General features: G+C 68.5%; 25 protein-coding genes and 1 tRNA gene. 11 read left to right on the top strand and 15 right to left on the bottom strand.

Annotation, left to right across the window (positions count from 1 at the left end):
• Positions 1-7: 7 nt before the first annotated feature.
• Positions 8-1,528: an acyl-CoA carboxylase subunit beta gene (locus QZ647_RS13465; RefSeq protein WP_366526194.1), complete on the bottom strand. Its 1,521-nt coding sequence runs from the start codon at positions 1,526-1,528 to the stop codon at positions 8-10.
• Between the two features lie 246 nt (positions 1,529-1,774).
• Between QZ647_RS13465 and QZ647_RS13460 the strand changes: the two genes are divergently transcribed.
• Positions 1,775-2,203 (top strand): CBS domain-containing protein, encoded by a 429-nt coding sequence (locus QZ647_RS13460; RefSeq protein WP_291272654.1) that lies wholly within the window; start codon positions 1,775-1,777, stop codon positions 2,201-2,203.
• 56 nt (positions 2,204-2,259) lie between these two features.
• On the opposite strand, the gene QZ647_RS13455 is transcribed toward QZ647_RS13460, so the two are convergent.
• Positions 2,260-3,390: a twin-arginine translocation signal domain-containing protein gene (locus QZ647_RS13455; RefSeq protein WP_291272653.1), complete on the bottom strand. Its 1,131-nt coding sequence runs from the start codon at positions 3,388-3,390 to the stop codon at positions 2,260-2,262.
• A 92-nt stretch (positions 3,391-3,482) separates the two neighbouring features.
• On the opposite strand from QZ647_RS13455, the gene QZ647_RS13450 reads away from it, so the two are divergent.
• From QZ647_RS13450 to QZ647_RS13425, 6 genes are all read left to right on the top strand, one after another.
• Entirely contained in the window at positions 3,483-4,772 is a 1,290-nt protein-coding gene (locus tag QZ647_RS13450) for a hypothetical protein (RefSeq protein ID WP_291272652.1), read from the top strand.
• A 31-nt stretch (positions 4,773-4,803) separates the two neighbouring features.
• On the top strand, positions 4,804-4,932 hold the full coding sequence (locus QZ647_RS13445; RefSeq protein WP_291272651.1) for a hypothetical protein: 129 nt from the start codon (positions 4,804-4,806) through the stop codon (positions 4,930-4,932).
• Between the two features lie 72 nt (positions 4,933-5,004).
• Complete coding sequence (thrA, locus tag QZ647_RS13440) at positions 5,005-7,482, top strand: bifunctional aspartate kinase/homoserine dehydrogenase I (RefSeq protein WP_291272650.1); 2,478 nt, start codon at positions 5,005-5,007, stop codon at positions 7,480-7,482.
• Positions 7,482-8,498 carry a homoserine kinase gene (locus tag QZ647_RS13435; RefSeq protein ID WP_291272649.1) on the top strand — a complete coding sequence of 339 codons (1,017 nt, stop codon included), beginning with the start codon at positions 7,482-7,484 and terminating at the stop codon, positions 8,496-8,498. Before thrA ends, QZ647_RS13435 begins: the two co-directional genes overlap by 1 nt.
• On the top strand, positions 8,495-9,760 hold the full coding sequence (gene thrC, locus QZ647_RS13430; protein ID WP_291272648.1) for a threonine synthase: 1,266 nt from the start codon (positions 8,495-8,497) through the stop codon (positions 9,758-9,760). Before QZ647_RS13435 ends, thrC begins: the two co-directional genes overlap by 4 nt.
• A gap of 126 nt (positions 9,761-9,886) precedes the next feature.
• The gene (locus QZ647_RS13425) at positions 9,887-11,674 is read left to right on the top strand and encodes an ATP-binding protein (protein WP_291272647.1); all 1,788 of its coding nucleotides are present in this window, start codon (positions 9,887-9,889) and stop codon (positions 11,672-11,674) included.
• Between the two features lie 21 nt (positions 11,675-11,695).
• Here the strand turns inward: QZ647_RS13425 and QZ647_RS13420 are convergent, their stop codons facing one another.
• The 11 genes from QZ647_RS13420 to QZ647_RS13370 form a co-directional block, all read right to left on the bottom strand.
• A complete protein-coding gene (locus QZ647_RS13420) occupies positions 11,696-12,133 on the bottom strand; it encodes a hypothetical protein (protein ID WP_291272646.1) in 438 nt (145 codons plus the stop codon).
• A 34-nt stretch (positions 12,134-12,167) separates the two neighbouring features.
• Entirely contained in the window at positions 12,168-12,824 is a 657-nt protein-coding gene (locus tag QZ647_RS13415; protein ID WP_291272645.1) for a glycerophosphodiester phosphodiesterase family protein, read from the bottom strand.
• An 11-nt stretch (positions 12,825-12,835) separates the two neighbouring features.
• Entirely contained in the window at positions 12,836-14,173 is a 1,338-nt protein-coding gene (locus QZ647_RS13410; RefSeq protein WP_291272644.1) for an FAD-binding oxidoreductase, read from the bottom strand.
• 60 nt (positions 14,174-14,233) lie between these two features.
• Positions 14,234-14,938 carry a UMP kinase gene (gene pyrH / locus QZ647_RS13405; RefSeq protein ID WP_291272643.1) on the bottom strand — a complete coding sequence of 235 codons (705 nt, stop codon included), beginning with the start codon at positions 14,936-14,938 and terminating at the stop codon, positions 14,234-14,236.
• An 88-nt stretch (positions 14,939-15,026) separates the two neighbouring features.
• On the bottom strand, positions 15,027-15,677 hold the full coding sequence (gene tsf / locus QZ647_RS13400; protein WP_286354805.1) for a translation elongation factor Ts: 651 nt from the start codon (positions 15,675-15,677) through the stop codon (positions 15,027-15,029).
• 86 nt (positions 15,678-15,763) lie between these two features.
• Positions 15,764-16,516 carry a 30S ribosomal protein S2 gene (gene rpsB / locus QZ647_RS13395; RefSeq protein ID WP_291272642.1) on the bottom strand — a complete coding sequence of 251 codons (753 nt, stop codon included), beginning with the start codon at positions 16,514-16,516 and terminating at the stop codon, positions 15,764-15,766.
• A gap of 156 nt (positions 16,517-16,672) precedes the next feature.
• Complete coding sequence (gene rpsI / locus QZ647_RS13390; RefSeq protein ID WP_257306876.1) at positions 16,673-17,065, bottom strand: 30S ribosomal protein S9; 393 nt, start codon at positions 17,063-17,065, stop codon at positions 16,673-16,675.
• A 13-nt stretch (positions 17,066-17,078) separates the two neighbouring features.
• Positions 17,079-17,513, bottom strand: a complete 435-nt coding sequence (gene rplM / locus QZ647_RS13385) for a 50S ribosomal protein L13 (RefSeq protein ID WP_286354808.1) — start codon at positions 17,511-17,513, stop codon at positions 17,079-17,081.
• 108 nt (positions 17,514-17,621) lie between these two features.
• On the bottom strand, positions 17,622-18,701 hold the full coding sequence (locus QZ647_RS13380; RefSeq protein ID WP_291272641.1) for a hypothetical protein: 1,080 nt from the start codon (positions 18,699-18,701) through the stop codon (positions 17,622-17,624).
• A gap of 47 nt (positions 18,702-18,748) precedes the next feature.
• A complete protein-coding gene (locus QZ647_RS13375; protein ID WP_291272640.1) occupies positions 18,749-19,330 on the bottom strand; it encodes a gamma carbonic anhydrase family protein in 582 nt (193 codons plus the stop codon).
• Positions 19,331-19,351: 21 nt separating this feature from the next.
• Positions 19,352-20,323 (bottom strand): putative sulfate exporter family transporter, encoded by a 972-nt coding sequence (locus tag QZ647_RS13370; RefSeq protein ID WP_291272639.1) that lies wholly within the window; start codon positions 20,321-20,323, stop codon positions 19,352-19,354.
• 22 nt (positions 20,324-20,345) lie between these two features.
• Here QZ647_RS13370 and QZ647_RS13365 point away from each other — a divergent pair, with 22 nt between their 5' ends.
• From QZ647_RS13365 to QZ647_RS13350, 4 genes are all read left to right on the top strand, one after another.
• On the top strand, positions 20,346-21,560 hold the full coding sequence (locus tag QZ647_RS13365; RefSeq protein ID WP_291272638.1) for an aminotransferase class I/II-fold pyridoxal phosphate-dependent enzyme: 1,215 nt from the start codon (positions 20,346-20,348) through the stop codon (positions 21,558-21,560).
• A 71-nt stretch (positions 21,561-21,631) separates the two neighbouring features.
• Positions 21,632-21,706: transfer RNA gene (locus tag QZ647_RS13360), tRNA-Val, on the top strand.
• Between the two features lie 78 nt (positions 21,707-21,784).
• Complete coding sequence (efp, locus tag QZ647_RS13355) at positions 21,785-22,351, top strand: elongation factor P (protein ID WP_286354814.1); 567 nt, start codon at positions 21,785-21,787, stop codon at positions 22,349-22,351.
• 194 nt (positions 22,352-22,545) lie between these two features.
• Positions 22,546-23,220, top strand: a complete 675-nt coding sequence (locus QZ647_RS13350; RefSeq protein WP_286354815.1) for a Crp/Fnr family transcriptional regulator — start codon at positions 22,546-22,548, stop codon at positions 23,218-23,220.
• 19 nt (positions 23,221-23,239) lie between these two features.
• Here the strand turns inward: QZ647_RS13350 and QZ647_RS13345 are convergent, their stop codons facing one another.
• Complete coding sequence (locus QZ647_RS13345) at positions 23,240-24,379, bottom strand: molybdopterin molybdotransferase MoeA (protein WP_291272637.1); 1,140 nt, start codon at positions 24,377-24,379, stop codon at positions 23,240-23,242.
• Between the two features lie 58 nt (positions 24,380-24,437).
• A complete protein-coding gene (locus QZ647_RS13340; RefSeq protein WP_291272636.1) occupies positions 24,438-25,055 on the bottom strand; it encodes an HPP family protein in 618 nt (205 codons plus the stop codon).
• Positions 25,056-25,067: the final 12 nt, after the last annotated feature.

The following is a 25,067-nucleotide window of genomic DNA, read 5'->3' as shown; positions in this document are numbered from 1 at the left end:
AGCTCGCTCAGAAGGGCGGAACGCCGTGCTTCCGCGCAGGCCGCTCCTCGGTCTTGTGTTCGGAGATCTCGAGGGCGTGCAGCAGGAAGTCGCGGGTCTGGTGGGGGGCGATGACGGCGTCCACATGGCCGTTGGCGGCGGCCACATAGGGGCTGGCGAACTTGTCGGTGTATTCCTTCACCTTCTCCTTGCGGAAGGCCTCGGGATCCGCCGCGGCGGCGATCTCCCCCTTGAAGATGATGTTGGCGGCGCCCTCGGGGCCCATGACCGCGATCTCGGCGCAGGGCCAGGCGAAGACGAAGTCGGCGCCCAGGTGCCGCGAGCACATGGCGATGTAGCCGCCGCCGTAGGCCTTGCGCAGGATCACGGTGATCTTCGGCACCGTGGCTTCGCTGTAGGCGTAGAGCAGCTTGGCGCCGTGGCGGATGACGCCCGCGTGCTCCTGGTCCACGCCGGGCAGGTAGCCCGGCAGGTCCACGAAGGTCACCAGCGGGATGTTGAAGGCATCGCAGAAGCGGATGAAGCGGGCGGCCTTGTCGGAGCTGTCCACATCCAGGACGCCCGCCAGCACCATGGGCTGGTTGGCCACCATGCCCACCGTGCGCCCGTTCATGCGGGCGAAGCCCACCACGATGTTGGCGGCCCACAGCGCCTGGACCTCCATGAAGTCGGCGCCATCGCAGACGCTGCGGAGGACATCCCGCACATCGTAGGGCCGGTTGGATTCGGAGGGGATGATGCGCTCCAGGGCCTCGGCCTCCGGGGGCTGGGCGGCGAAGGCGTCGGCCCGCTTCCGGTTGTTCCAGGGGATGTAGGTCACCAGGCGCTTCACCTGCTCGAAGCACTCCGCCTCGCTCTGGGCGTAGAAGTGCGCGTTGCCGGAGAGCTCGGCCTGGACCCGGGCCCCGCCCAGATCCTCCATGGAGATCTCTTCGCCCAGCACTGTCTTGATGACCTCGGGTCCCGTGATGAACATCTTGGAGATCTTGTCCACGACGAAGACGAAGTCCGTGAGGGCCGGCGAGTAGACCGCGCCGCCCGCGCAGGGACCCAGGATGATCGAGATCTGGGGGATGACGCCGGACGCCAGCGTGTTGCGGTAGAAGATCTCACCGTAGCCTGCCAGGGAGTTCACGCCTTCCTGGATGCGCGCCCCGCCGGAATCGTTGATCCCGATGAGCGGGATGCCCAGCTTGATGGCGTGATCCATGATCTTGGTGATCTTCCGGGCGTGGGCCAGGCCCAGCGATCCCCCGGCCACGGTGAAGTCCTGGGCGTAGATGGCCACGGGGTGACCCAGGATCGTACCCGTGCCGGTGATGACGCCGTCCCCCGGCAGCTGTTTCTTCTCCATGCCGAAGTCGGAGCACTTGTGCTCCACGAAGAGGTCGTATTCATGGAAGGAGTCCGGATCGAGAATGGCCGTGATGCGCTCGCGGGCCAGCAGCTTCCCCTGGGCGGCCTGCTTCCGGGCCGCCTCCGGATGGGGTTCCGTGGCTTCGGCATGCTTCCGGGCGTGGGCCTTCATCTTCCTGGGCAGGGACATCGGGTGATCCTCGGCGGGGTTCCATGGCGGGGTGGGGTGGGTCGTTCAAGCGGCTGGGATTAAAGACGACCCATGCATCACGAATAGACTATGCCAGGGGGATCCTGCGTCATTGATCACGGTTCCGATGACCCGGCCTCGGATTCATTGGCCCATCCGCCCCGTCTTGGCCGTATAGTCAGGGCCACGATTCCCGAACCATCCAACCAGACCAGCAGGGAGGCATCCATGCGGCCACTGAAACAGCTCGTCGAGGGCAAGCGCGCCCTGGTATCGGTGGGGCCCGATGATTCGGTCTTCACGGCGCTGACCCTCCTCGCCCAGCACGACATCGGCGCCCTCCTGGTGCTGGAGCACGGGAAGCTGGTGGGGATCTTCTCCGAACGGGACTACGCTCGGAAGATCATCCTCAAGGGGAAGACCTCGAAGGACACCCTGGTGCGGGAGATCATGAGCGAGAAGGTCAGTTGCGTGACCCTCTCTCAGTCCGTCGAGGAGTGCATGGCACTCATGACGAACAAGCATGTCCGCCACCTGCCCGTGCTCGGGGCGGGTGACGAGGTGCTGGGCATCCTCTCCATCGGCGACCTGGTGAAGGAGACGATCTCCGACCAGACCTTCACCATCGAGCAGCTGGTGCACTACATCCAGAACTGACAGGGCCCCGCGGAGCGGGGCCCTGGATCAGCCGAGGGGGCCGGTTTCCCCGGGGCTTACTTCTTGGCCTTGGAGGCCTCGCGCCAGGCGGCGATGAGCTTGGCTTCCTGCTCGGCGGTGGGGCCCGCCAGCTTGTTGCGGCCCTTCTCCGCCTTCTCCTGAGTCTTGAACCAGGCGAGGGTGTCCTTCACGGTCTGCTCGGCGGGACGGAACTTCAGGCCGGCCTTGACGGCGCGGGCGTTGCTCCAGGTATGGAACCCCTTGGTCTCGCCCAGGTAGGGGGCCCAGATGGGGAATTCGAGGCCCTCCTGCTTGGTCACGAAGTCGGCGGGAATCCAGACGGGCTTGGCGTTCGGGTTCCCGGCCTTCTGGCAGGCCTCGACGAGGCTGCCCCAGGCCAGGCGCTTGTCGGGACCGCAGGCGTTGAAGACGCCGGTGGTCCCGCGCTCGACCAGATGCACCAGCCAGGCGGCCAGGTCGCGCACATCGATGATCTCGACGGGATCGGCGGGCGCGCCCGGCACGGCGAGCTCACCGCCCTTGTCGAAGCGCACAGGCCAGTAGGTGAAGCGGCCCGTGGGGTCGTCGGGACCCACGATGTAGCCAGGGCGGATCACCGCCGTGCGGCCGGGCATGGCCTTCTGGGCGGCCTGCTCGCACAGGGCCTTCAGGGCCCCGTAGTTCGCGTAGTCCTTCCCCATGGACTCGACCGTGGGGTCGGTCATGGTGGCCAGGGGCGCATCCTCGGTTCCGTTCTCGGGGTTCGGCTCCTTGTAGGCGCTGATGCTGGAGATGATCAGATACTGCTTCGCGTGCGGGGCCAGCAGGCCCGCGGAGGCCGCCACCATCCTCGGGTAGTAGGCGCTGTTGTCGATGACGGCATCCCAGCTCCGGCCCTCGAGCGCCTTCAGGCCCTCGCCCTTCTTGGGATCACGGTCGCCGTGCAGCTTCTCCACGCCGGGGAAGAGGTCGGGCCGCGTCTTGCCGCGGTTGAACATCGTCACCTGGTGACCGCGGGCCTGGGCGGCTTCGATGGTGGCGGGGCCGAGGAAGCCTGTGCCGCCCAGGATGAGGATCTTCTTGGGGGCGGCCTTCTCGGCGGGCGCGGCGGAGAGGTCGAGCCCCGTGGCCGCCAGGGCGGTGGCGGCGGCGGACCACTGGATGAACTCACGGCGGGTGACGGTCATGGGACCTCCGGTCGATGGGCTGGGATTGATACCTCGTGAATCGATATATACTCTTTTCAGACATCCATGCAACTGCCTTTTCCGGACCGCCCATGACGCCCGCCCGCCTCCTCCGACGCCTGGTGATGCTCGACGAGGGTGAAGCCCCGGCTCTGCTCTGGTCGACCCTGTATTTCTTCCTGCTGCTCTTCGGCTTCTACCTGCTGCGGCCCGTCCGCGAGGCCATCGGCATCGCCCGGGGGGCGGACAAGCTGCCCTGGCTGATGACGGGCACCCTGCTGGCCATGGCGCTGGCGAACCCGGCCTTCGCGGCCCTGGTGTCGAAGCTGCCGCGCCGGCGGTTCATCCCATGGGCCTACCGCTTCTTCGGGCTGAACATGCTGGCCTTCTTCCTGGCCTTCCGCTTCCTGCCCCACCGCGGCGGCGCGGCCCTGGGCTACGCCTTCTACATTTGGCTCAGCGTCTTCAACCTCTTCGTGGTCTCGGTGTTCTGGGGCCTGATGTCGGATGTGTGGACCCAGACCCAGGGCAAGCGCCTCTTCGGCTTCATCGCCACGGGCGGCACCCTGGGCGCCATCGCCGGGGCCGCCCTCACGGGGGCCCTCACCAAGGGCTTCACGCTGGGGGGTCTCCCCCTGAAGGTGGATCCCCTGTCGCTGCTGCTGCTGTCGATGCTGACGCTGGAGTTGGCGGTGCAGTGCGTGGGGCGCCTGGCGGCCATCTTCCGCCTGGGCGACCAGGCCCACGGCGAGCGGGAGCCCGGACCCGGCCCCCTGGAGGGGCTCAAGCTCATCGCGAAATCGCGCTACCTGCAGCTCATCTGCGCCTACATGCTGCTCTTCACCATCACCAGCACCTTCCTCTACCTGCAGCAGGGCGCCATCGTCGAACGGACCTTCAGCGGCACCGCCGCCCGCACGGCGGCCTTCGCCCGCATCGACCTCTGGGTGAATGTGCTCACCCTGGCGACCCAGGTCTTCCTCACCGGCCGCCTCCTGACGGGACTGGGCATCCCGGTGGTGCTGTCCATTCTCCCCGTGCTGAGCCTGCTGGGCTTCGGCGCCCTGTGGATCTGGCCCACCTTCGGCATGATGGCGCTCTTCCAGGTGCTGCGCCGTGGCCTGCACTATGCCGTGGACCGGCCGGCCCGCGAGATCCTCTACATTCCGCTGGGCCCGGAAGAACGCTACAAGTCGAAGCCCTTCATCGACACTTTCGTCTACCGGGGCGGCGACCTGCTGGGCGTGTGGGCGCCCACGGCCCTCGTGGCGCTCGCCATTCCGGTGGGATTGGCGGCCGTGGGCTGCTCGGGCCTCTGGCTGGGCAGCAGCCTGGCGCTGGGGCGCCGGGTGAAGGGCCGGCCGGCGGGGGAACAGGGTTGACATTCAGGCGGCTTCCAGGAAGATGTCGGACATGACGATTTCGATGAACCCCACGGCCTTCGGGCCCGCCGGCACGACCGGCGTGGGGTCCGTCCACTTGTTTGCCATGACCGGCATGACTGGCATGACCAATACGCCCACCGGCGTGCGGGGCACCTGACCTGATTTCCAACCCTCAGACTCAGCCCCGCGTATCCCACGCGGGGCTTTTTTGTTCTTCCCCGGAGCCCTCATGCCCGCCCCCGCCATCAGAGTCATGAAGTTCGGCGGCACCAGCCTGGCCGGGGCGGGCCGGTTCCGCACCGTGGCCGACCTGGTGGCCGCCGCTCGCGCCACCCACCGCGTCTGCGTGGTGGCCTCCGCCATGGCGGGGATCACCAACCTGCTGCTGCACGGGGGGCGCGTGCCCGACCGGGAGGAGGCGGATCGGCTCATCGCCACCTTCCGGGCGCGGCACGCCGAGGTGGTGACGGAGCTGGCGGGGGATCTGGGACCCGAGGCGGTTCCGGTGCGTGAGGAGCTGGACGCCCTCGAAGGGCTCGGGCGCCGCCTGTTGCAGGGCATGGCCCTGCTGGAGGAGGGCCCGCCCTCGGTGCTGGCGCAAGTCTCCAGCCTGGGTGAACGGGCGGCCGGCGCCATTTTGCTGGGGCTGCTGAAAGCCCGCGGCCTCGCCCCCCGGTACCTCGATCCTGTGGCGCACATCAAGGTGGAGGGCGATCCGCTCCAGGCCCGGCCGCGCAGTGCGGACATCGAGGCGGGCTTCGCCGCCGTGAAGGCCGCGGAGGGCGGGCTCTGGGTGCTGCCGGGCTTCTTCGGCGGCGATGGGCAGGGGCGCATCCTCTCGTTGGGCCGGGGCGGCTCGGACCACAGCGCCGCCCTGGCCGCCGCCGCCCTCGGCGCGGAGCTGCTGGAGATCTGGACCAATGTGGCCGGCCTCTACAGCGCCGATCCCACCCTGGTGCCTGAGGCCTTCCCGCTGCCGGAGGCGAGCTTCGAGGAGGCCATGGAGCTGTCCTTCTTCGGGGCCAAGGTGCTGCACCCGAAGACCATTCCCCCGGTGCGGGAACGCGGCATCCCGGTGCGGGTGTGCAGCAGCTTCGACCCGGCCCACCCCGGCACGGTGATCCGCGGCGAGGTGCCGCCGCCGCCCAGTGGGGTGCGGGGGCTGTCCTTCCTGCGCGACCTCTCGGTGGTGAACCTGACGGGCCCCGGCATGCCCGGCGTGCCGGGCATCGCCGGGCGCGTGTTCGGCGCCCTGGCCCGCAGGGGCATCTCCGTCGTGCTCATCACCCAGAGTTCGTCCGAGCTCTCCATCTGCTTTGCTGTGCGCCGGGCGGATGGTCCCGCCGCGGTGGCCGCCATCGAGGAGGCCTTCCCCGCGGAATTGTCGGCGGGCTTCATGGATCCGGTGGCCCTGCGCGAGGGCCTCGCGGTGCTGAGCATCGTGGGGGATGGCATGCGCACCCGGCCGGGGGTGGCTGGCACCTTCTTCGAGGCCCTGGCCGAAGTGGGCTGCAATGTGGTGGCCATCGCCCAGGGTGCCAGCGAGCGCATCATCTCGGCGGTGGTGGAGGAGGGCGATGGGGCCCGGGCCCTGGCCCACATCCACCGGCGCTTCTTCCAGACCCGGGTGGTGGTGGATGTCCATCTGCTCGGCGCCGGGAATGTGGGCGGCAGCCTGCTGGGACAGATCCACCGGCAGCATGAACGGCTGCTGGCCCAGGGACTGGATCTCCGCGTGACGACCATCGCCACCAGCCGCCGCATGAAAATGGATGCGGCGGGCCTCGACCTCACACGCTGGCGCGAGGACCTGGTCCTGGGTGAACCGATGGATCTGGAGCGGCTCATCGAGACCGTGCGCGGGGGGCCTCCGGCCCTGTCGGTGCTGGTGGATTGCAGCACCAGTGGCGAGCTGGCAGCCCGGTACCCGGATCTGTTCGAGGCCGGGTTCCATGTGGTGGCCGCCAACAAGAAGGCGAACAGCAGCTCCCAGGCCTTCTACCGCGAGCTGCGTGAACGGTCGTCGCGCCGCGGCTTGCGGTTCCTCTACGAGGCCAATGTGGGCGCGGGCCTGCCCATCATCGACACGGTGAAGAACCTGGTGCTCACCGGCGACCGCGTGCTGAGGGCGGAAGGCATCCTGTCGGGCTCCATGTCGTACATCCTCGGCCTGCTGGGCGAAGGCGTGGCCTTGTCCGAAGCCGTGCACCGGGCCAAGGACAGCGGCTTCACCGAACCTGATCCCCGCGACGACCTCAGCGGCATGGATGTGGCGCGCAAGCTGCTCATCCTGGCCCGGGAGCTGGGCCTGGAACTGGAGCTCGAGGATGTGGCGGTGGAAGGCCTGCTGCCCGCGGACTTCGATGCCAGCGGCGACATCCCCGCCTTCCTGGCCCGTCTGCCCCAGCTGGACGCCCCCTTCCGCGAGCGGCTGGCGGCCCTGAAGGCTGAAGGGAAGACCCTCCGCTATGTGGGTTCCCTGTCGGACCAGGGGTGTCGTGTGGGCCTCCTGCCCGTGGACGCCGAGCACCCCTTCATCGCCATCAAGGGCGGCGAGAATGCCCTGGCCCTGCTGACAGAGCGCTACCAGCCCCATCCCATGGTCATCCGCGGATATGGAGCCGGCGCCGAAGTGACGGCCGCCGGCGTGCTGGCCGACATCCTGCGCCTGGTGCCCCCCGGGGCCCGCCCGGCCCGGAGGCGCTGATGACGAGGTCCTCTGATCCATCTTCTGAAGGCGTGGTGGCCTTCGCCCCTGCCAGCATCGGCAATGTGGCCGCGGGATTCGACCTGCTGGGCGCGGCGCTGGCGCCGCTGGACGGCAGCCTGCTCGGGGACCTCGTATCCATCGCGCCCGCCGAGAACGACTCCTTCCGGGTGACGGGTCCCTTCGCCACCGCGTTGGCGGACGATCCCCGGCCCAACCTCGCCCTGAAGGCCCGCGACCTCTTCCTGGCGGCCCTGCGCGCGGGGGGCGGCGGGGCCGGACCCTTCGCCATCACCCTGGAGAAGTGCCTTCCCGTGGCCAGCGGTCTGGGATCCAGCGCCAGCTCCATCGTGGCGACGCTGGTCGGGCTCCAGGCCCTGTGCGGCGATCCGCTCAGCGTGCCCGAGCTGCTGGACTTGGCGGGGCAGGCGGAGGGTTCCACCAGCGGCGGCATCCACCTCGACAATGTGGTGCCCTCGCTGCTGGGCGGGCTCCAGCTGGTGGTGCCGGGCCGGGAGGGGAAAGCCGCCGCCCGGCGCCTGCCCTGGCCCGCGGACCTGCTGATGGTGGTGGTGCATCCCGAGCTCCGGCTGTCCACGGCGGACAGCCGTCGCGTCCTGCCCGAGCACCCGGGGTGGCCCGAGACGGTGGCCTTCGCGGGCAACCTCACCGGGCTGGTGCAGGCCCTGCACAGTGGGGACCGTGCGCTGCTCGGGCGGTGCCTGCGGGATCCCCTGGTGGAGGTGCACCGCGCGCCGCTGGTGCCGGGCTTCCGGGCGGCGCAGGCAGCGGCGAGGCGCCTGGGCGCCCTCGGCTGCAGCCTGTCGGGGTCGGGGCCCTCCGTCTTCGCGGTGGCCGAGGATGAAACCCAGGCCCTGGCCATCGCTGAGGCCATTCGCGGGGCCTTCGAGGGGGCGGGGCTGGCCAGCCAGGGCTGGGTCTGCGCGTTGGATCCGGAAGGGGCCCGGGTGCTGCCGGCCGGGTTCCGGTCCTCGCGGTGCGAGGTCCGGCCATGAAGCTCGTCAGCACCCGCACCCCCGGGCTTCACGCGACCTTCATGGCGGCCGTGCAGGCGGGCCTGGCTCCCGATGGCGGCCTCTTCGTGCCGGTGGAGCTCCCGCGCTTTCCGGATGTTTCCGAGCTGCTGAAGCTGGATTTCCCCTCGCGCGCGACGGAGATCCTCCATCGCCTGCTGGGCGAGGAATTCCCCCGTTCCGTGGTCGAGATGCTGGCGCGATCCGCCTTCACCTTTCCCGCGCCTCGGGTGAAGGTGGGCGATCGCCTCTCGGCGCTGGAACTCTTCCACGGGCCCACGCTGGCCTTCAAGGATTTCGGCGCGCGCTTCCTGGCGCGGGTGCTGGCCCTGGGCGCCGGGGACCGCCCCCGCACGGTGCTCACGGCCACCTCCGGCGACACGGGCGCTGCCGTGGCCCAGGCCTTTCAGGGATTGCCGGGCGTGCGGGTGGTGGTGCTCTATCCGGCAGGCCGTGTGTCCCCCCTGCAGGAGCGCCAGTTCGCCACCTGCGGCGGCAATGTGCTCGCCCTGGCGGTGGCCGGTTCCTTCGACGACTGCCAGCGGCTGGTGAAGGGGGCCTTCGAGGACGCCGAGCAGGTGTCCCGATTGGGCCTGACCTCGGCCAACAGCATCAACATCGCGCGGCTGCTGGCCCAGACGCTGTACTACTTCGAGGCTGTGGCCCAGGCCGACCCCGGGCCCCTGGTGGTGTCCGTGCCCAGTGGCAACTTCGGCAACCTTTATGCGGGCCTGATGGCCCAGGCCATGGGCGCCCCCATCCACGCCTTCGTGGCCGCCACCAACGCCAACCGCGTGGTGCCCGACTACCTGGACACCGGCACCTACCGGCCCCGACCCTCCGTGGCCACCCTCTCCAACGCCATGGATGTGGGCTCGCCCAGCAACTGGGAACGCATCTTCACGCGGTTCGGAGGCGACCACGGGGGCATGGTGGCGGCCCTGCGCTGGGGCAGCTGCACGGATGCGGAGACGATGGCGACCGTGGTCGCCTTGGATGGCGCGGGCTACCTGGCCGATCCCCACGGCGCCGTGGCCTGCGCCGTGCTCCGGGCCCACCTGCGCCCCGGGGAGCAGGGCCTCTTCCTGGCCACAGCCCATCCGGCGAAATTCCGCGAAGCCCTGACCCCGGCCCTGGGTCGCGAGATCCCCCTGCCCAGGACCCTCAGCGACCTGCTGGCCAAGCCCCTGCTCAGCGAACCCTTGGCGGCGGAGACCGAGGCCTTGAAGCGACGGTTGGCTTAGGGCACCTCATCCACCTTTCCAACGGCTCTAAAATCAAACATCTGCAAACAAAACCATTCTGGACGGCGATTATCCGTTCGAGCGGCCTATACTTGCCCACCTTGGGACATGCCGAGAGGTCGCGATATGTCTGTTTTGGATGCCAAGACGGGCCCTCCCGACCCGGATTTCCGGCTCTTGTTCGAGTCGGCGCCCGGTCTGCTCCTGGCCCTGGACCCAGACTTGACCATCGTGGCGGTCAGCGAGGCCTACCTCTCGGCCACCCGGACCCGCCGGGAGGACATCCTCGGCCGGGGCATCTTCGAGGTGTTCCCGGACAATCCCGAGGACCCGAGCGCCACGGGAGTGGCCAACCTCCGGGAATCGCTCCACCGGGCCCTCGCCCTCAAGCGCCCCGACACGATGGCCGTTCAGAAATACGACATCCAGCTGCCGCCCGCGGAGGGAGGGGGCTTCGAGCGCCGCTACTGGAGCCCCATGAATACCCCGGTCCTGGCCCCGACCGGCGAGGTCCGCTATGTGCTCCACCGGGTGGAGGATGTCACGGAGTTCATGCGCCTGAAGGAGGCCCACCGGGCCCAGGGCGACTTGGCGGAGGAGCTGAGGGATCATGCGAGCCAGGTGGAAGCCGAGGTCTTCCAGCGCGCCCAGGAGATCCAGGAGGCGAACCGGAAGCTGCGGGACCTCCAGGCCCACCTCGAGGCGCGGGTGGAGGCGCGCACGGCGGAGCTCCAGGCGGCGAACGAGGCGCTGCGGCACAGTGAAGAGCAGCTCCGTCAAACCCAGAAGATGGAGGCCGTGGGTCAGCTGGCCGGCGGCATCGCCCACGACTTCAACAACCTGCTGACCGTGATCTTCGGCGCTTCGGAAGTGCTGGAGATGCACCTGGACGGGAACGCCAACCTGGCGGCGATCCGCCAGGCCTCCGAACGGGCGGCCGGGTTGACGCGTCAGCTCCTCACCTTCAGCCGCCGGCAGATCCTGGCCCCGGAGTCCCTCGACCTCAACGCGTCGCTCACGGGCCTCCACCCGATCCTGCAGCGCCTCCTGGGCGAGAACATCGAGATTCAGGCCTTCTGCTCTCCCGATCTGCGGAAGGTCTTCGCGGATCCCAGCCAGATCGAGCAGGTGATCCTGAACTTGGCCATCAACGCCCGGGACGCCATGCCGGAAGGGGGGAGCCTGATCCTGGAGACTGCCAACATCGATCTCGACGAAGCCTATGCCCGCGAGCACCCGGGGGTGACACCGGGCTCCTTCGTCATGCTGGCGGTCAGCGACACGGGCCACGGCATGGACAAGGAGACCCAGGGCCGGATCTTCGAACCCTTCTTCACCACGAAGGAGCGGGGGAAGGGGACGGGCCTCGGGCTCGCCACCGTCTTCGGGATCGTGAAGCAGAGCGGGGGCCACATCTGGCTCTACAGCGAACCTGGCGTGGGAACGACCTTCAAGATCTACTTCCCGGAGATCCAGCGGGAGCACCAGTCCCACGCGGGTCCGGAACTCCCTGCCGCGGCCGACGAGGGCGGCTCCGAGACCATCCTGCTGGTGGAAGACGAGGACCAGGTGCGCAGCGTCACGGGGACCATCTTGCGGCAGGCGGGCTACACGGTCCTGGAGGCGCGGAACGGCGCGGAAGCCGAGGCCCTCTGCGCCCAGTGCATGGATGAGATCCACCTGCTGCTCACGGATGTGATCATGCCCGGGATGAATGGGCGCCAGGTCTCGGAGAGGGTCACTTCGGCCCACCCCAACCTGGCGGTCCTGTTCATGTCCGGCTACACGGACGACGCCATCCTGCGCCATGGTGTCCTGGAGGCGAATGTCCCCTTCCTCCAGAAGCCGTTCACGCCGGCCAAGCTCAGGATGAAGGTCCGGGAGGCCCTGTTGCGGGCGGCCCCGAAAGGCTGACGAGACGGTTGGGCCGGAGTCTCACCAGAAAGCGTAGGGGACCTCGCGATGCCACTGGGCGCCGGGGAGGACATGGCGCGTGATCTCGTTAGAGGCCACATCGAAGGTGTAGGCCTGCCGAAAAGGTTTGAAGCGACTGACGCAGTAGAGGCGCAGGTAGCGGGCCCGGTCCAGCGCCGCCCCGCGCATCTGGATCCAGGTTTCATCGAAGCAAGCCGCATGGATCAGCACCTGCTCCCCCAGGGCCGGGGCCTGATCCACCAGCCGGTAATGCGGGTCGTTGAGAATGGCCTGGAGCACCTGGGTGTAGGGCTGCGTACCCTTCAGGGCCTCGTGGTCCTCGACCGCCTGCCTGGCCTGCCTGCGGCCGGCCTCGGTGTCCGCCAGGGTGGAGAACCAGAGATTGCCGAGCCAGCCGAAGAACCAGAGATTCGCCAGGCTGCGCCAGACCAGTGCCAAGCCACCGCCTGACGCCGCCTCGCTGAACGGGATTTCAGATCCCATCGACGATCAGCACGGCAGGCGCGAAGGGCAGAGCCTGGGCCTCGGCGGGTGTCTTCATGCCCCAGAGGGCCAGGCGGTCCGCGTAGGGCGCCCAGAGGTCGGGCTTGGCCTTCACGGCCTTGAGGGGCGGATGGAACCATAGGGCCCCAGGCAGGTCGGCGAGTTCCTCGGCTGTGAGGTCCAGGGCCTCGTCGGTCTCCCACAGGAAGCCGCAGCGGGCGGTCTCGCAGGCGGCCCAGAGCTGGAGCACTTCGCTGGGCTCGAAGCTGCTGAACAGCACGCGGTCCAGGGCTTCGGCGGCCTCCACGGTGGCCAGGGCCTGCTGCCAGCCGGGCTCGCCCTTCAGCTCGACATTGATGAGCTTCGCGGGCAGCTCCAGCACATCCGCCAGGCGGGGCAGGGGCTCCCCGTTTTTCAGGGGCGGCAGCTCCGCCGACTTCATTTTGCGGAGGAGGCCCGACCCCTGGGCCGTGCGGGCGAGGTCCTCGTCGTGCAGCACGGCGCAGACGCCATCCCGGGTGGGCTGCACATCGAGCTCGAAGCCGTCCATCCCCGCGGCCAGCGCCGCGCGGAAGGCCTCCATGCTGTTCTCCAGATGCTTCGACGACAGGCCGCGGTGGCCGAGGACGAGGGGCTGCTTGGACATGGGAACTCCCTTCAGATCACTTTGCCCGGATTGAAGATCCCCTGGGGATCCAGGACCTGCTTGAGGGCCCGCAGGGCCTGGATCTGTCCGGGATCGCTCAGGGCCAGGAAAGCCTCCCGCTTGGCAAGGCCGATGCCGTGCTCGCCGCTGAGGGTGCCGCCGAGGTCCAGAGCCAGTCGGAAGAGGTCCATGAGCTGGCGCTCGAGCTGGGCGGGCTCGGTCTCGCCCGCGGCCAGCAGGTTCACATGGAGGTTGCCGTCGCCCAGGTGGCCATAGCTGACGCTGGGCAGGTCCAGGCGCTCCAGGCCCGCGAAAAACTCGCGGAGGCGGCTGCGGGGCACGACGATGTCCTCACTCACCTTTTTGGGATGCCGTTCCTTGAGAAAGGCGCTGGTCATGCGGCGCACGGCCCAGATGCCCTGACGCTGGCGCTCGCTCGAAGCAATCTCCAGGCCTTCGGCCACAGGCCCCAGCAGATCCATCAGACCACTTAGGAAGGCCTCGGAGGTACAGCCCCGGTCGTCGAATTCAAGGATGGCCAGGGCCTCGCCGGGCAGACGCCGGGCCTCCTCCGGGCCGTGGGCCCGCAGTTCCGCCAACACGGCGGGATCGAAGAATTCGAAGGCGCTGGGCAGGTAGCCCGCGCCGCAGAGGCGGCCGGGAAGATCCAGAAGGTCCTCCCAACGCTTCACCGGGAGCAGGAGTGTGGCGAATTCGCGGGGCAGGGTCGTGAGGCGCAGCGTCGCCCCCACGATGAAGCCGAAGATGCCCTCGCTGCCGATGAACAGCTGCCCGAGGGCGGGACCCGCGTTGGCCTTGACGCTGTGAATGCCGAAGGTGTGGATCTCGCCATCTTCCAGCAGGGCGTCCACGGACAGCACCCAGTGGCGGGTCATGCCGTACTTGCAGGCGTTGGGCCCCCCCGCGTTGGTGGCCAGGGTGCCGCCCAGGGCGCAGCTCTCCCAGGAGTTGGGGTCGGGGGGGTAGAACAGCCCATGGGCTTCCGCGGCGGCCTTCACTTCGCGCAGGGGCGCACTGGCGGGGGCGCTGAGGCAGAGGTCCTGCGGCGAGACATGGAGGTCGCCGGGCCAGGTGGAGAAGTCCACGACCACCGTACGGGCCGTGGGCACGCAGCCCCCGGCCTTCCCCGTGCCCGCCCCGCGCGGGACCAGGCCGAACCCTTCCGCCTTGGCCAGCCGGACCAGTTCCTTCAGGGCGGCGGCGCTCCGGGGGCGCACCGCGGCCAGGGGAAGGCTCCCCCGGACATGGGACTCGTCCCGCAGGTAGGGTTCCAGCGCCTCCCGGTCCGTGAGGACCGCGGCATCGGGCAGGTTCCGCAGGAAGTCCATGCCTCCAGTCTGACGGATTTAGATCTGAAACTGGCGAACCGGCTTCACGCCAGCGGCCGATCAGCTGACGAGTGTGCCCACGGGCTCGCCCTTCACGGCGGCGACCAGGTTGCCGGGCTTGTTCATGTCGAAGACCAGGATGGGCAGCCGGTTTTCCATGCACAGGGCGATGGCGGAGGCGTCCATGACCCTCAGGCCCTTCTCCAGCACATCCTGGAAGCAGATGCGGTCGAAGCGCGTGGCCGTGGGGTCCTTCTTGGGATCGGCGGTGTAGATGCCGTCCACATTGGTGGCCTTCATCACCACCTCGGCGCAGATCTCGTTGCCACGCAGCGCCGCGGCAGTGTCGGTGCTGAAGTAGGGGTTGCCGGTGCCCGCGCCGAAGATCACCACGCGACCCTTCTCCAGGTGGCGGGTGGCCCGGCGCCGGATGTAGCTCTCGGCCACCTTGGGCATCTCCAGGCCCGAGAGGGTGCGGGTATGGACATTCTTGTGCTCGAGCGCGTCCTGGAGTGCCAGGGCGTTGATCATGGTGGCCAGCATGCCCATGTGGTCGGCCGTGGTGCGGTCCATGCCCTTGGTGGCGCCCGCCACGCCGCGGAAGATGTTGCCGCCGCCGATGACGAGGCCGACTTCCACGCCCAGTTCCCGGATGGCCTTCACCTGATCGGCGATCATGTTGACCACGGCCGGGTCGATGCCGTACTTCTGATCGCCCATGAGGGCTTCGCCCGAGAGCTTGAGGAGGATGCGCTTGAATTTCATGCCGACTCCCGTGGTTTCACTGACATGCCATTCCCACCTACAAAAGAGGCGGCCGAAACGGCCGCCTCTTTTGTAGCAGCAAAAAACGCTACTTGGCGGCGGCGACTTCGGCGGCGAAGTTCTCGCTGCGCTTCTCGAGGCCCTCGCCCATGATGTACTTTGTGAAGCGGCGGATGCTGAGCTTCTCGCCGATCTCCGCGGTCTTCTGGGACAGGTACTGCTGGATGGTGAGGTCGGGATTCATGATGAAGGGCTGCTCGAGGAGGCAGACCTCCTTGAAGATGCTGTTCATCTTGCCCTCGACGATCCGCTCGACGATGTTGGCGGGCTTGCCGGTGGCGAGCGCCTGCTCGGTGGCGATGCGCTTCTCGGTGTCGAGGAAGTCCTGGGTGACCTCTTCCTTGGTGACGAAGCGGGGCGCGGGGTCGGCGGCCGCGATGTGCATCGCGATTTCCTTCACCAGGCGCTGGAAGGCCTCATTGCGGGCCACGAAGTCGGTCTCGGAATTCACTTCGACCAGCACGCCCACGCGACCACCGGGGTGGATGTAGGCTTCCACGATGCCTTCGGCGGCGATGCGATCAGCCTTCTTGGCGGAAGCGGCGAGGCCCTTCTTGCGGAGCCATTCGATGGCCTGCTCCATGTCGCCGCTGTTCTCTTCCAGGGCCTTCTTGCAGTCCATCATGCCGAGACCGGTCTTCTCGCGCAGCGTCTTCACATCATTGGCGGTGAATGCCATGGGATCTCCTGAAATCGGGTGGGGTCTTCAGACCATCAGCCATCAGCGGGCGGACCCTCTGATGGCTGACGAATGGGGGGTGGGGTCTAGCCCTCGACTTCCATTTTTTCGGCCATCATCTTCTTCATGTCCTCGCTGTCGCCCTTGTCCTGAAAGCGCTGGCGGCCCTCAAGGATGGAGTCGGCCACGCGCTCGGAGAAGAGAAGGATGGAGCGGATCGCGTCGTCATTGGCGGGGATCACATAGTCCACCATGTCGGGATCGCAGTTGGTGTCCACGATGCCCACGACCTTGATGCCGAGCTTCTTGGCCTCGGTGACGGCGATGTCCTCACGGTGCGGATCGATGACGAAGATGACTTCGGGCAGCGAGCGCATGTCGCGGATGCCGTGGAAGGAGGCTTCCAGCTTCAGGCGGGTGCGGTTCAGGGTGAGCAGTTCCTTCTTGGAGAGCAGGGCCGTGCGGGCGGGATCCGCCAGCGTGGCTTCGATCTCGCGGAACTTCTCGAGGCTCTTCTTGATGGTGGAGAAGTTGGTCAGCATGCCGCCCAGCCAGCGGTTGTTGACATAGAAGGCGCCGCAGCGGGCGGCCTGCTCGGCGATGAGCTCCTGGGCCTGGGGCTTGGTGGCCACGAAGAGGAAGTTCTTCCCCTCGCCGGCGGCCTTGGTGAGGAAGTTCGCGGCGGTGTTCCAGAGGCGCAGGGTCTTCTGGAGGTCGATGATGTAGATGCTGTTGCGCGCCCCGAAGATGAACTTCTTCATCTTCGGATTCCAACGCTTGGTCTGGTGTCCGAAATGGGCACCGGCTTCGAGAAGTTCCTTCATCTGGATGGCAGCCATGCTGGCCTCCCTGTTCAAGCGGCGAAGGACGCCGCGGGTGGGATGAAAGGCTCGGGGGTTGATCCCCTTCGCCCGAATCGCCCGCTCCAGAAGGTGTCCGGCGCGGACCGGGAAAACAGAAGGGGGAACCGGTTGGCCCCCCCTTCCAGAAACGGACTAGCGCTTGCTGAACTGGAAGCGGCGCCGCGCGGCCCGGCGACCGGGCTTCTTGCGCTCCTTCATGCGGGGGTCGCGGGTCAGGAGACCGGCGCCGCGCAGGAGGGACTTCAGCTGCTCGTTGTAGCCCAGCAGGGCGCGGGAGATGCCCATGCGGATGGCCGAAGCCTGGCCGGCAGGGCCGCCGCCGCACACGCTGATGATCATGTCGAACTTACCGTCGAGGTCGGCCAGCACCAGGGGCTGGTGGACCATCATGCGGAGCACGGCGTTCGGGAAGTAGCTCTCGAGGCTGCGACCGTTGACGGTGATCTTGCCGGTGCCGGGGCGGAGGAAGGCGCGGGCGGCCGCGCTCTTGCGGCGACCGGTTCCGTAGTTCTGGGAAATGGCCATGGGTTCCTCGCCTCTACTTCTGGATGGTCAGGATCTGGGGCTGCTGGGCGCTCTGCTCGTGCTCGGGGCCGGCATAGACCTTGAGCTTGCGGTACATCGCCCGGCCGAGGGGGCCCTTGGGCAGCATGCCCTTGACGGCGCTCTCGATGATGCGCTCGGGGAAGGTCGCCTTCATCACCTCGGCGCGGACTTCCTTCATGGAGCCGGGCTGGGTGGTGGTGCGACGGTAGAACTTCTGTACGCCCTTCTTGCCGGTCAGCACGGCCTTCTCGGCGTTGATGACGATCACATGGTCGCCCGTGTCGAGGAACGGGGTCCAGGTCGGCTTGTTCTTGCCGGACAGGACATCCGCCACGGCGGTGCTGAGGCGGCCCACGGGAATCCCGGTGGCATCCACCAGGAACCACTGGCGCTTGAGATCATTGGCTTTCGGGAAGTAAGTGCTCATGGCCTGCTCCGGAATCGCGGTCGCGCTGCGAAGACACCACCCCAGGGGCGGCGAGTTCACAGAAGGGAAAGCTTATCGTTGAGGGCCCGTGGGGTCAAGCCGGGATTTCTAGGCGGGGCACTCCACCAGACGCCACAGCTCCTGGGCCACGCGCGAGGCAGCCAGGCCATCCACCAGCACCATGCCGTCGCGGACCTGCTCCTGACGGTTGTCCTGACCTTCGGGGCCCAGCCATTGGGCCAAGGCCTCCCGCACGATGGCCAGGTCGGCTTCGGGCCCCACCCCCAGGTCGAAGCAGCCGTTGGCCAGGGCCAGGTCCGCCAGGATGGTGTGCTGTCGTTCGTTCTGGCCCCAAACCGTCGCCGGGATGCCCATGCACAGGGCCTCGGCGAGGGTCACGCCCGCCGAGCACCAGATGGCGTCGAACTCCGGAATGCGGCGGGTGAGGCCGGGCAGGCTCTTGACCACGGTGCAGCCCGGGAAGGGGGTGCCCTGGATGCCGTTGGGGGCCAACAGGGTGCAGGCGCCCCGCCAGCGGTCCTCCACCGCCAGCTGGGCCAGGGTGTCGAAGGCCTTCTGCGCCAGGTTGGGGCCGTCGCTGCCGCCGAAGGTGACCAGCAGCTTGTGGACCGCCAGGGGCTGGAGGGGCACGCGCTTGGGGCGCAGCTCCAGGGCCGCCTTGTCCACCACGATGAAGTTGGAGCCCCGCACCACGCGGCAGGCGCCTGAAACCGTCTCGTAGGGGCGCACCTTCCGGCCGCCCACCACTTTCACGGGATGATCCGGCCAGCGTGCGCCCTCCAGGAAGGGCTGGAAGAGGAGATCCGCCGTCTCATGAGCGTCGGTGTCGTCCTCCATCACGGCGACCTTGAGGGGGCGGAGCGCCTGCAGGAACGGGGCGCTGGTGTCCCATTGGTCCACCAGCACGGCGACGGCGCGGGCCTTCAGGTCCGCCGGGAGCGGCGCATGGATCGCCTCACCCAGGTACACGGCCTCGCAGGGCAGGGGCTGGTCCAGGAAGGGGTGGCGGCCCCCGCCCACCCGGCGGGCGCGGTCGTCGCCGGAGACGGCGATGCAGGCCTCGCCGCCGAGGGCGCGCCAGGCTTCCTGAAGGGCGAGCGCCCGGGCCACATGGCCCAGCCCGAGGCGCAGATCGGCGTGGACGCGGAGGATCAGCAGGGGGGACATGATCCCGAGAGTCTAGCCGAGGGTGTCAAGAGAGGGGAGGACTGAATCTAGGGATACGGGTGTCCCTCGGCGAAGCCGGGCTGCGGGTCTTCAATCGCCGGGGCCTCGGCGAGGGGCCAGCCGTCGGCGAAGTAGGCCTCCTTGTACCGCACATAGCGGGTCCAGACGCTGGCCACGAGGCCGCGCTGCTTCTCGCTGAGGGGGCCCTTCACCTCCGCGGGCCAGCCTGCCACGAGGCTGTGGGGCGGGGCCTGGAAGCCTTCGCGCACCAGGCTTCCCGCGGCGACAAGGCAGCCCTCCCCGATCTCGGCGCCATCCATGATCGTGGTGCTCATGCCGATGAGGGCGCCCTTGCGGATGGTGCAGCCGTGGAGCATCACATGGTGGGCGATGCTGACCTCGTCCTCGATGAGCAGCGGCCACTTCCCGTTGGTGACATGGAGGCAGCAACCATCCTGGATGTTGGTGCGGGCCCCGACGCGGATCCAGTTCACATCGCCGCGGAGAACGCAGTTGAACCAGATGCTGGCATCGTCGCCGAGGGTGACATCCCCCAGCACCAGGGCGCTGTCCGGCACGAACACGCGGGCGCCGAGCTTGGGGACCATGCCTTGGAAGGGGCGGATCATGGGCATCTCCAGCGGGAGAGTCTACCCCACCGACAGCCACCCCAGCTTCACGGCCCCGAGGCCCAGGGAGCCTACGGCCAGCCACAGCAGCAGCCCCTGGAGGAAGGGCCGCAGGCCCACGCTGCGGACGGCTTCCCGGCTGAGCCCGGCGCCGATGAGGAAGAGCGTCAGCACCAGCACGCGGCGGGCGGTCACGGCGATGAGGTGGCCCGGCGCGTGAAGGGCCGGTACGAAGGTCACGAGGGCAGCCATGGCCAGGAAACCGGCGATGAACCAGGGCTTCTTGACGGGAGGCGCGTCGGGGGCGGCCGGTTGCCGCCGTGCGAGGAACCAGCCGAGGCCCAGGGTGAGTGGCACGATCCACAGGGCCCGGGCCAGCTTCACGGTGGTGGCCACTTCCAGGGCCCGGGGCCCGTAGGCCAGCCCTGCGCCCACCACCGAGCTGGTGTCGTGGATGGCCAGGGCCGACCAGAGGCCGAAGGCGTCCTGGCTCAGGCCCGCGGCGTGCCCGAGGGGGGGGAAGATCACCAACGCTGCGGCATTCAGCAGAAAGACGGTGGCCAGGGCCACCGAGATGGCCTGCTCCCGGGCCCGGATCACGGGTGCCACGGCCGCGATGGCGCTGCCGCCGCAGATGGCCGTGCCCACGGAGATCAGCAACCCGGCTTCGGCGTCCACCTTCAGCCAGCGGGCCAGCCAGAGGCCCAGGGCGAGAACCAACGCGAGGCTGAGCGCCGTGTAGCCCAGGCCGTGCAGGCCCGCCTTCGCCACGGCCCGCAGGTTCATGTCCGCGCCCAGGCCCACGACGGCGAGGGGGAGCAGGCGGTGCGTCCAGGTGCGCGTGAGCGCCTGCAGGGGGTTGCCCAGGGTCAGTGCCAGCAGCGCGCCACCCACCAGGGCCGCGGCGGCGGGCGTGAATGGCGCCAAGGCGAGGAGAGCTCCGAGCATCAGCAGGGGCTTGGCAATCCAGGAGGCGGGCGCGGACGGACTCATGGCCTCAGAGTACTCTGGGGTCATGACCGACCAGCTCATTCCCACCCGGCGTGCCTTTCCGGCGGACGATCCCATCTTCGCCCTGAACGCGGAGGCCCTGGCCCGGCAGACGGCGGGCGAATCGATCCTCAACGCCACCGTGGGCGCCCTGCTGGACGAGTCCGGCCAGCTGGTGGTGCTGGAGTCCGTCATGGAGCTCTGGCGCGAGCTGACTGCCCTGGAGGTGGCGCCCTACGCGCCCATCGCGGGCGATCCCGCCTTCCTGAAAGCCCTGGTGCAGCGCCACTGGCCGCTCCTGGATGCCGCGGGCGCCGCGTGTGCCACGCCCGGCGGCAGCGGGGCGCTCGCCCTGTCGCTGCGGAATTTCCTGGAGCCGGGCCAGACCCTGCTCACCACCGCGCCCTTCTGGGGGCCCTACGCCACCCTGGCTTCGGAAAACGGCATGCACCTGGCCACCGCGCCCTGGCCCAAGGTGGGAGAGCCGCTGGACACGGCGACCTGGGCGGCGACGCTCGGGAAACTGATGCAGGCTCAGGGCCGCATCCTGCTCTGGCTCAACGACCCCTGCCACAACCCCACGGGGCGGAGCCTCTCGGCCGCCGACCGGGCGAGCCTGGCGGACCTCCTCCGCGACCTCTCGACCCGCGGCCCCGTCACGCTGCTCCTGGATTTCGCCTACCTGGACTACACCCGGGAGCCCGAGGCCGTGGCGGCCGCGCTGAAGGACTATGCGGCCCTGGGGGCGGAGGGCCGCGTGCTGGTGGGGGCCTCGATGTCCCTGTCGAAGGCCATGACGCTGTATGGCGCCCGCGGAGGCGCCCTGGCCTTCCCCTGGTGCGGGGACCCGGGCCTGCAGGCGGCGCTGACGCAGTCCTGCCGGGGAACCTGGTCCAACTGCGCCCGGGCGCCCCAGGCCTTGATGCTTCGCTTCGCGAGGGACGGCAAGGCCCAGGCGCGCCTCGCGGCCGAACATCGCCACTGGTCCGAGGTGCTGGCGGCCCGGGCCTCGGCCCTGGATGCGGCCCTGGCTGCCGAAGGCCTGGAGACCCTCCACTGGCAGGGTGGGTTCTTCGTCATGGCGCCCGCGGCGGATCCCGACGCTGCCTGCCAGCGATTGAAAGCCGAGGGGGTGTTCACGGTGCCCCTGCCCGAGGGACTGCGGGTGGGCCTCTGCGGATTGCGGGTCGCCGAGGCGCCCCGGTTCGCGCGAGCCCTGCGGAAGGTGGCCGCCCCTTGATTCGGGCTTGGATTCAGCCATGTGATTCAGGCTTGGAAACGGAGTCATCCTGGGGTAATCTGATCGACCGCGGGCGTATAACTCAGCGGTAGAGTGCTACCTTCACACGGTAGAAGTCCCAGGTTCGAATCCTGGTACGCCCACCACTCCAAGCCAAGGCCCTGATCGTGATCGGGGCCTTTTCTTCTTCCAGCCCGTCCTCTTCATTCCTTCGGGAGTCTCCCATGCCTCTGATCCTCGCCACCCAGGTCCGCGCCGGGATGATCGTCAACTTCGAGAACGAACTCTGCCGGGTCATCAGCGTCGAGCACCAGACCCCCGGCAACCTGCCGGCCCGGGTCCAGGTGAAGATGAAGCGCCTCAAGGACGGCATCAATCGGGAGAACCGCTTCGGCAGCTCCGACAAGGTGGACAAGGCCAGCCTCGAGCAGCACCTGCTGGAATACCTCTACGACGACGGCAACCACCTCGTCTTCATGAACAACGAGACCTACGAGCAGCTCGAAGTCAGCAAGGACATCCTCGGCGACGACATGGTCTTCCTCGAGCCCAACATGCAGGTGGAGATCGAGTTCTACGAGGGCCAGGCCATGGGCGCCACTCTGCCCCCCAGTGTGGTGCTGGAGATCGTGGAGACCGACCCCGTCATGAAGAACGCCAACGCCACGGGCTCCTACAAGCCCGCCAAGCTCGACAACGGCATCACCGTGGGCGTGCCCCCCTACATGGAGGCGGGGCAGAAGATCCGCGTGAACACCGTCGACCGCACCTTCATGGAGCGGGTGAAGTAGTCTCCCCATCGATCAAGAGACTCAATGGAGGCCCCGGTAGGCAGATGCCGCCGGGGCCTTGTTCCATGTGAATTCTCCCAGACGAAATTCCAACCCCGCGGTAAAGTACTGGTCGCTCGGTCCCGGGATGCGTGACCGGAATCACAATCCGATGGAAATGTGCGATAACTGATCTAGTGCCTTGGTGGAGCCCCATGCCTCAAGCAGTCCTCAACCTGAGAAGGATCGAGTTCCTGGCCGGGCTGCCGATGAATGCGGCCGAGGAGCTGGCCAGCATCGCCGAATTGCGCCGGTTCCCTGACGGTGCCCGGGTCTACACCCAGGGGGACCAGGTTCAGGGCGTGTTCGTGGTGGTGAAGGGGGGCCTCAAGGTCTTCCGCACGGATGGCCGGGGCCGGGTCCAGGTGCTTCAGTTCCTGAAAGTGGGCGATTGCGTGGGGGAAGTGCCCGTGTTCGACGGCGCCTCCATCGCCTCCAGCGCCGAGTCCCATGGCGAGACCGAGTGCTGGCTGATTCCCGCCGCGCCGCTGCGCCAGATCGTCCACCGGCACCCCGAAGTGGCCGAGATGCTCATCCAGCACTTCGCCGCCAAGGTGCGCCACCTGGTGACCCTGGTGGAGACCCTCAGCCTGCACAGCGTTCCCGAGCGTGTGGCCCAGCTCCTGCTGGAGGCCCACGAATCCAACCCCATGCGGTCCATTGTGGAGTTCCAGGAGACCCAGGAGGATCTGGCCCAGTGCATCGGCGCCAGCCGCGAGGCCTTCAGCCGCGCCCTGCGCCTGCTGACCGACCTGGGGCTGATCCAGAGCACCTTTCCCGTGGTGCGCATCCTGGATCTGAGCAAGCTCCAGCGGTACGCCAAGGGTTGAGCGGCGGGCTGAGCAGCGGCTACACCATCGTGAGGTAGCGAACCTCGGCCCCGGCCTCCAGGCCGCCGGGATCGACCCAGGCGAAGGCATCCGCCTGGGCGAGGGTGACCAGGTCAGCGGAGCCCCTGCCGGCCAAGGGATGGAGCTGGCTGCCGGAACGGCGGCACGGAACCATGAAGGGCCGGTCGCCCTTGGTTTTCACGGCGGCCATCAGGCGGCCCCAGTGCCAGGGATCGGGCATGGCCCGGCCTTCCAGACGGGCCAGGGCCACCGGCAGGAAGATCAGGGCGTTCAGGTAGGCCGACACGGGATTGCCGGGGAGGGCGAGCACCAGCAGATCGTCCAGCTGGGCGGCCAGCATGGGCTTGCCGGGCTTGAGGCGGATCTTGTGGAAGAGGATGGTGGCGCCCAGGTCCTTCAGCACCGAAGGCAGGTGGTCGTGCTCGCCCATGCTTACGCCGCCAGAAGTCAGCAGGATGCGGGCGCCGCCGGCATCCCGCAGGGCCCGGCCCAGGGCCGCGGGATCATCCGGAAGCGAGGGCCGGCGCTCGACCTCGGCGCCCAGGGTGTGGGCCAGGGCGGCCAGCATGGGACCGTTGGAATCGCGGATCTGATGGGGCGCGGGGTGGGCCACCAGTTCGTCCCCGGTGGAGGCCACGGCCACGCGGATGCGGGCGAGCGGCGGCACGGGCTGGCCCACCCAGGCTTGCAAAGCCACGCGGACGGCACTGAAGGGGCGATCCGCGGACAGCAGCCGGTCTCCGGCCCGGGCCTGCTCGCCCCGGGCGCGCGTGTGGTCGCCGGATCGTGGCGCCTCCAGCGGATGGATGAGGCCCTCTGCTTCGCGCAGCTGCTCCACCGGCAGGATGGCGTCGGCCCCTGGGGGAAGGGCCGCGCCGGTCATGATGCGCACGGCCGTGCCCGGCGCCACCCTGAAGGCCGCGGGGTCATCCCCGGCGTAGAGGGTGCCCAGCAGCCGCCGGGGAGCCCGGCCCTCCTCCGCCCGCAGGGCCACGCCATCCATGGCAGCAAGGTCTGAGGCTGGATCATCCCGGTCCGCCCGCAGTTCCGTGACGGGCGGGGCCGGGAGCGCCGCCCACAGCCGGGCCAGAGCCTCGTCCAGGGGCAGCAGGTCAGGATGATCGCAACTCATGGCCATGCTCTCTTATGCCGTCCTTCCGGCCTGATTGCACCGATGTTTTTAGGCGGCGGTCGAATCAGGGAGCAGGCGAAGGCACCCGCTTGGCCCAGAGCGGGTAATCAATGCCCGCCAGGCGGTTGAGGACGACGGCTTGGACCGTGAGCAGCGCCACGGCCAGCAACATGATGGCCAGATGCTGCGGCTTGGTGATGATGCCCAGCGAGATGATGAGCGTCGTGGCTCCGGCAGGCGGATGGGCGGCCCTGAACAGGATCATCAGGGCACCGGTGGCAGCCAGGGAAAGCGCCGCAGCTCCGATGCGCGCCAGGTCGACGCCCATGACCATGGCGGGCGGTGCGTGGTGCAGGCCCATGAGCCAAAGGGCCCCATAGCCGCAGGCGATGCCGATGATGTGGCCGTAGATGGTGTTCCGGGGGCTGGCGGTGGGGAGCGTCGGGGTGAAGAAGAAGAGGAAGGCCGTGGGCCCCAGGGAGGGGAACACCATGGGGGTGTGCGTGAGCATGGCGAGCCCGGCCAGCAGGCCGATGCTGACGAGGCCGTTGATGAACATGAAGGCGGCCCAGACCTGGCGTTCCGGGAAGTGGCCCAGGAGGGCGGTGAGGCGGAATCTCGCCACCAGACCGCGGGTGACATCGGGCTCCAGCAGTTCCAGAGGGCGGCGGTTGGGGGTCATGGCGCCTCCATC

This window comes from Geothrix sp. (assembly GCF_020622065.1).
In the GTDB taxonomy this organism is placed as follows: domain Bacteria; phylum Acidobacteriota; class Holophagae; order Holophagales; family Holophagaceae; genus Geothrix.
The sequence above is the reverse complement of the archived record's forward strand: the minus strand, read 5'-3'. Positions and strand labels throughout refer to the sequence as shown.

Excerpts from the sequence above, each read along its gene's own strand:
- QZ647_RS13465 (WP_366526194.1), bottom strand. The coding sequence starts at position 1,528 with ATGAAGGCCCACGCCCGGAAGCATGCCGAAGCCACGGAACCCCATCCG.
- QZ647_RS13460 (WP_291272654.1), top strand. The coding sequence starts at position 1,775 with ATGCGGCCACTGAAACAGCTCGTCGAGGGCAAGCGCGCCCTGGTATCG.
- QZ647_RS13455 (WP_291272653.1), bottom strand. The coding sequence starts at position 3,390 with ATGACCGTCACCCGCCGTGAGTTCATCCAGTGGTCCGCCGCCGCCACC.
- QZ647_RS13450 (WP_291272652.1), top strand. The coding sequence starts at position 3,483 with ATGACGCCCGCCCGCCTCCTCCGACGCCTGGTGATGCTCGACGAGGGT.
- QZ647_RS13445 (WP_291272651.1), top strand. The coding sequence starts at position 4,804 with ATGACGATTTCGATGAACCCCACGGCCTTCGGGCCCGCCGGCACGACC.
- thrA (WP_291272650.1), top strand. The coding sequence starts at position 5,005 with ATGCCCGCCCCCGCCATCAGAGTCATGAAGTTCGGCGGCACCAGCCTG.
- QZ647_RS13435 (WP_291272649.1), top strand. The coding sequence starts at position 7,482 with ATGACGAGGTCCTCTGATCCATCTTCTGAAGGCGTGGTGGCCTTCGCC.
- thrC (WP_291272648.1), top strand. The coding sequence starts at position 8,495 with ATGAAGCTCGTCAGCACCCGCACCCCCGGGCTTCACGCGACCTTCATG.
- QZ647_RS13425 (WP_291272647.1), top strand. The coding sequence starts at position 9,887 with ATGTCTGTTTTGGATGCCAAGACGGGCCCTCCCGACCCGGATTTCCGG.
- QZ647_RS13415 (WP_291272645.1), bottom strand. The coding sequence starts at position 12,824 with ATGTCCAAGCAGCCCCTCGTCCTCGGCCACCGCGGCCTGTCGTCGAAG.
- QZ647_RS13410 (WP_291272644.1), bottom strand. The coding sequence starts at position 14,173 with ATGGACTTCCTGCGGAACCTGCCCGATGCCGCGGTCCTCACGGACCGG.
- pyrH (WP_291272643.1), bottom strand. The coding sequence starts at position 14,938 with ATGAAATTCAAGCGCATCCTCCTCAAGCTCTCGGGCGAAGCCCTCATG.
- tsf (WP_286354805.1), bottom strand. The coding sequence starts at position 15,677 with ATGGCATTCACCGCCAATGATGTGAAGACGCTGCGCGAGAAGACCGGT.
- rpsB (WP_291272642.1), bottom strand. The coding sequence starts at position 16,516 with ATGGCTGCCATCCAGATGAAGGAACTTCTCGAAGCCGGTGCCCATTTC.
- rpsI (WP_257306876.1), bottom strand. The coding sequence starts at position 17,065 with ATGGCCATTTCCCAGAACTACGGAACCGGTCGCCGCAAGAGCGCGGCC.
- rplM (WP_286354808.1), bottom strand. The coding sequence starts at position 17,513 with ATGAGCACTTACTTCCCGAAAGCCAATGATCTCAAGCGCCAGTGGTTC.
- QZ647_RS13380 (WP_291272641.1), bottom strand. The coding sequence starts at position 18,701 with ATGTCCCCCCTGCTGATCCTCCGCGTCCACGCCGATCTGCGCCTCGGG.
- QZ647_RS13375 (WP_291272640.1), bottom strand. The coding sequence starts at position 19,330 with ATGATCCGCCCCTTCCAAGGCATGGTCCCCAAGCTCGGCGCCCGCGTG.
- QZ647_RS13370 (WP_291272639.1), bottom strand. The coding sequence starts at position 20,323 with ATGAGTCCGTCCGCGCCCGCCTCCTGGATTGCCAAGCCCCTGCTGATG.
- QZ647_RS13365 (WP_291272638.1), top strand. The coding sequence starts at position 20,346 with ATGACCGACCAGCTCATTCCCACCCGGCGTGCCTTTCCGGCGGACGAT.
- efp (WP_286354814.1), top strand. The coding sequence starts at position 21,785 with ATGCCTCTGATCCTCGCCACCCAGGTCCGCGCCGGGATGATCGTCAAC.
- QZ647_RS13350 (WP_286354815.1), top strand. The coding sequence starts at position 22,546 with ATGCCTCAAGCAGTCCTCAACCTGAGAAGGATCGAGTTCCTGGCCGGG.
- QZ647_RS13345 (WP_291272637.1), bottom strand. The coding sequence starts at position 24,379 with ATGGCCATGAGTTGCGATCATCCTGACCTGCTGCCCCTGGACGAGGCT.
- QZ647_RS13340 (WP_291272636.1), bottom strand. The coding sequence starts at position 25,055 with ATGACCCCCAACCGCCGCCCTCTGGAACTGCTGGAGCCCGATGTCACC.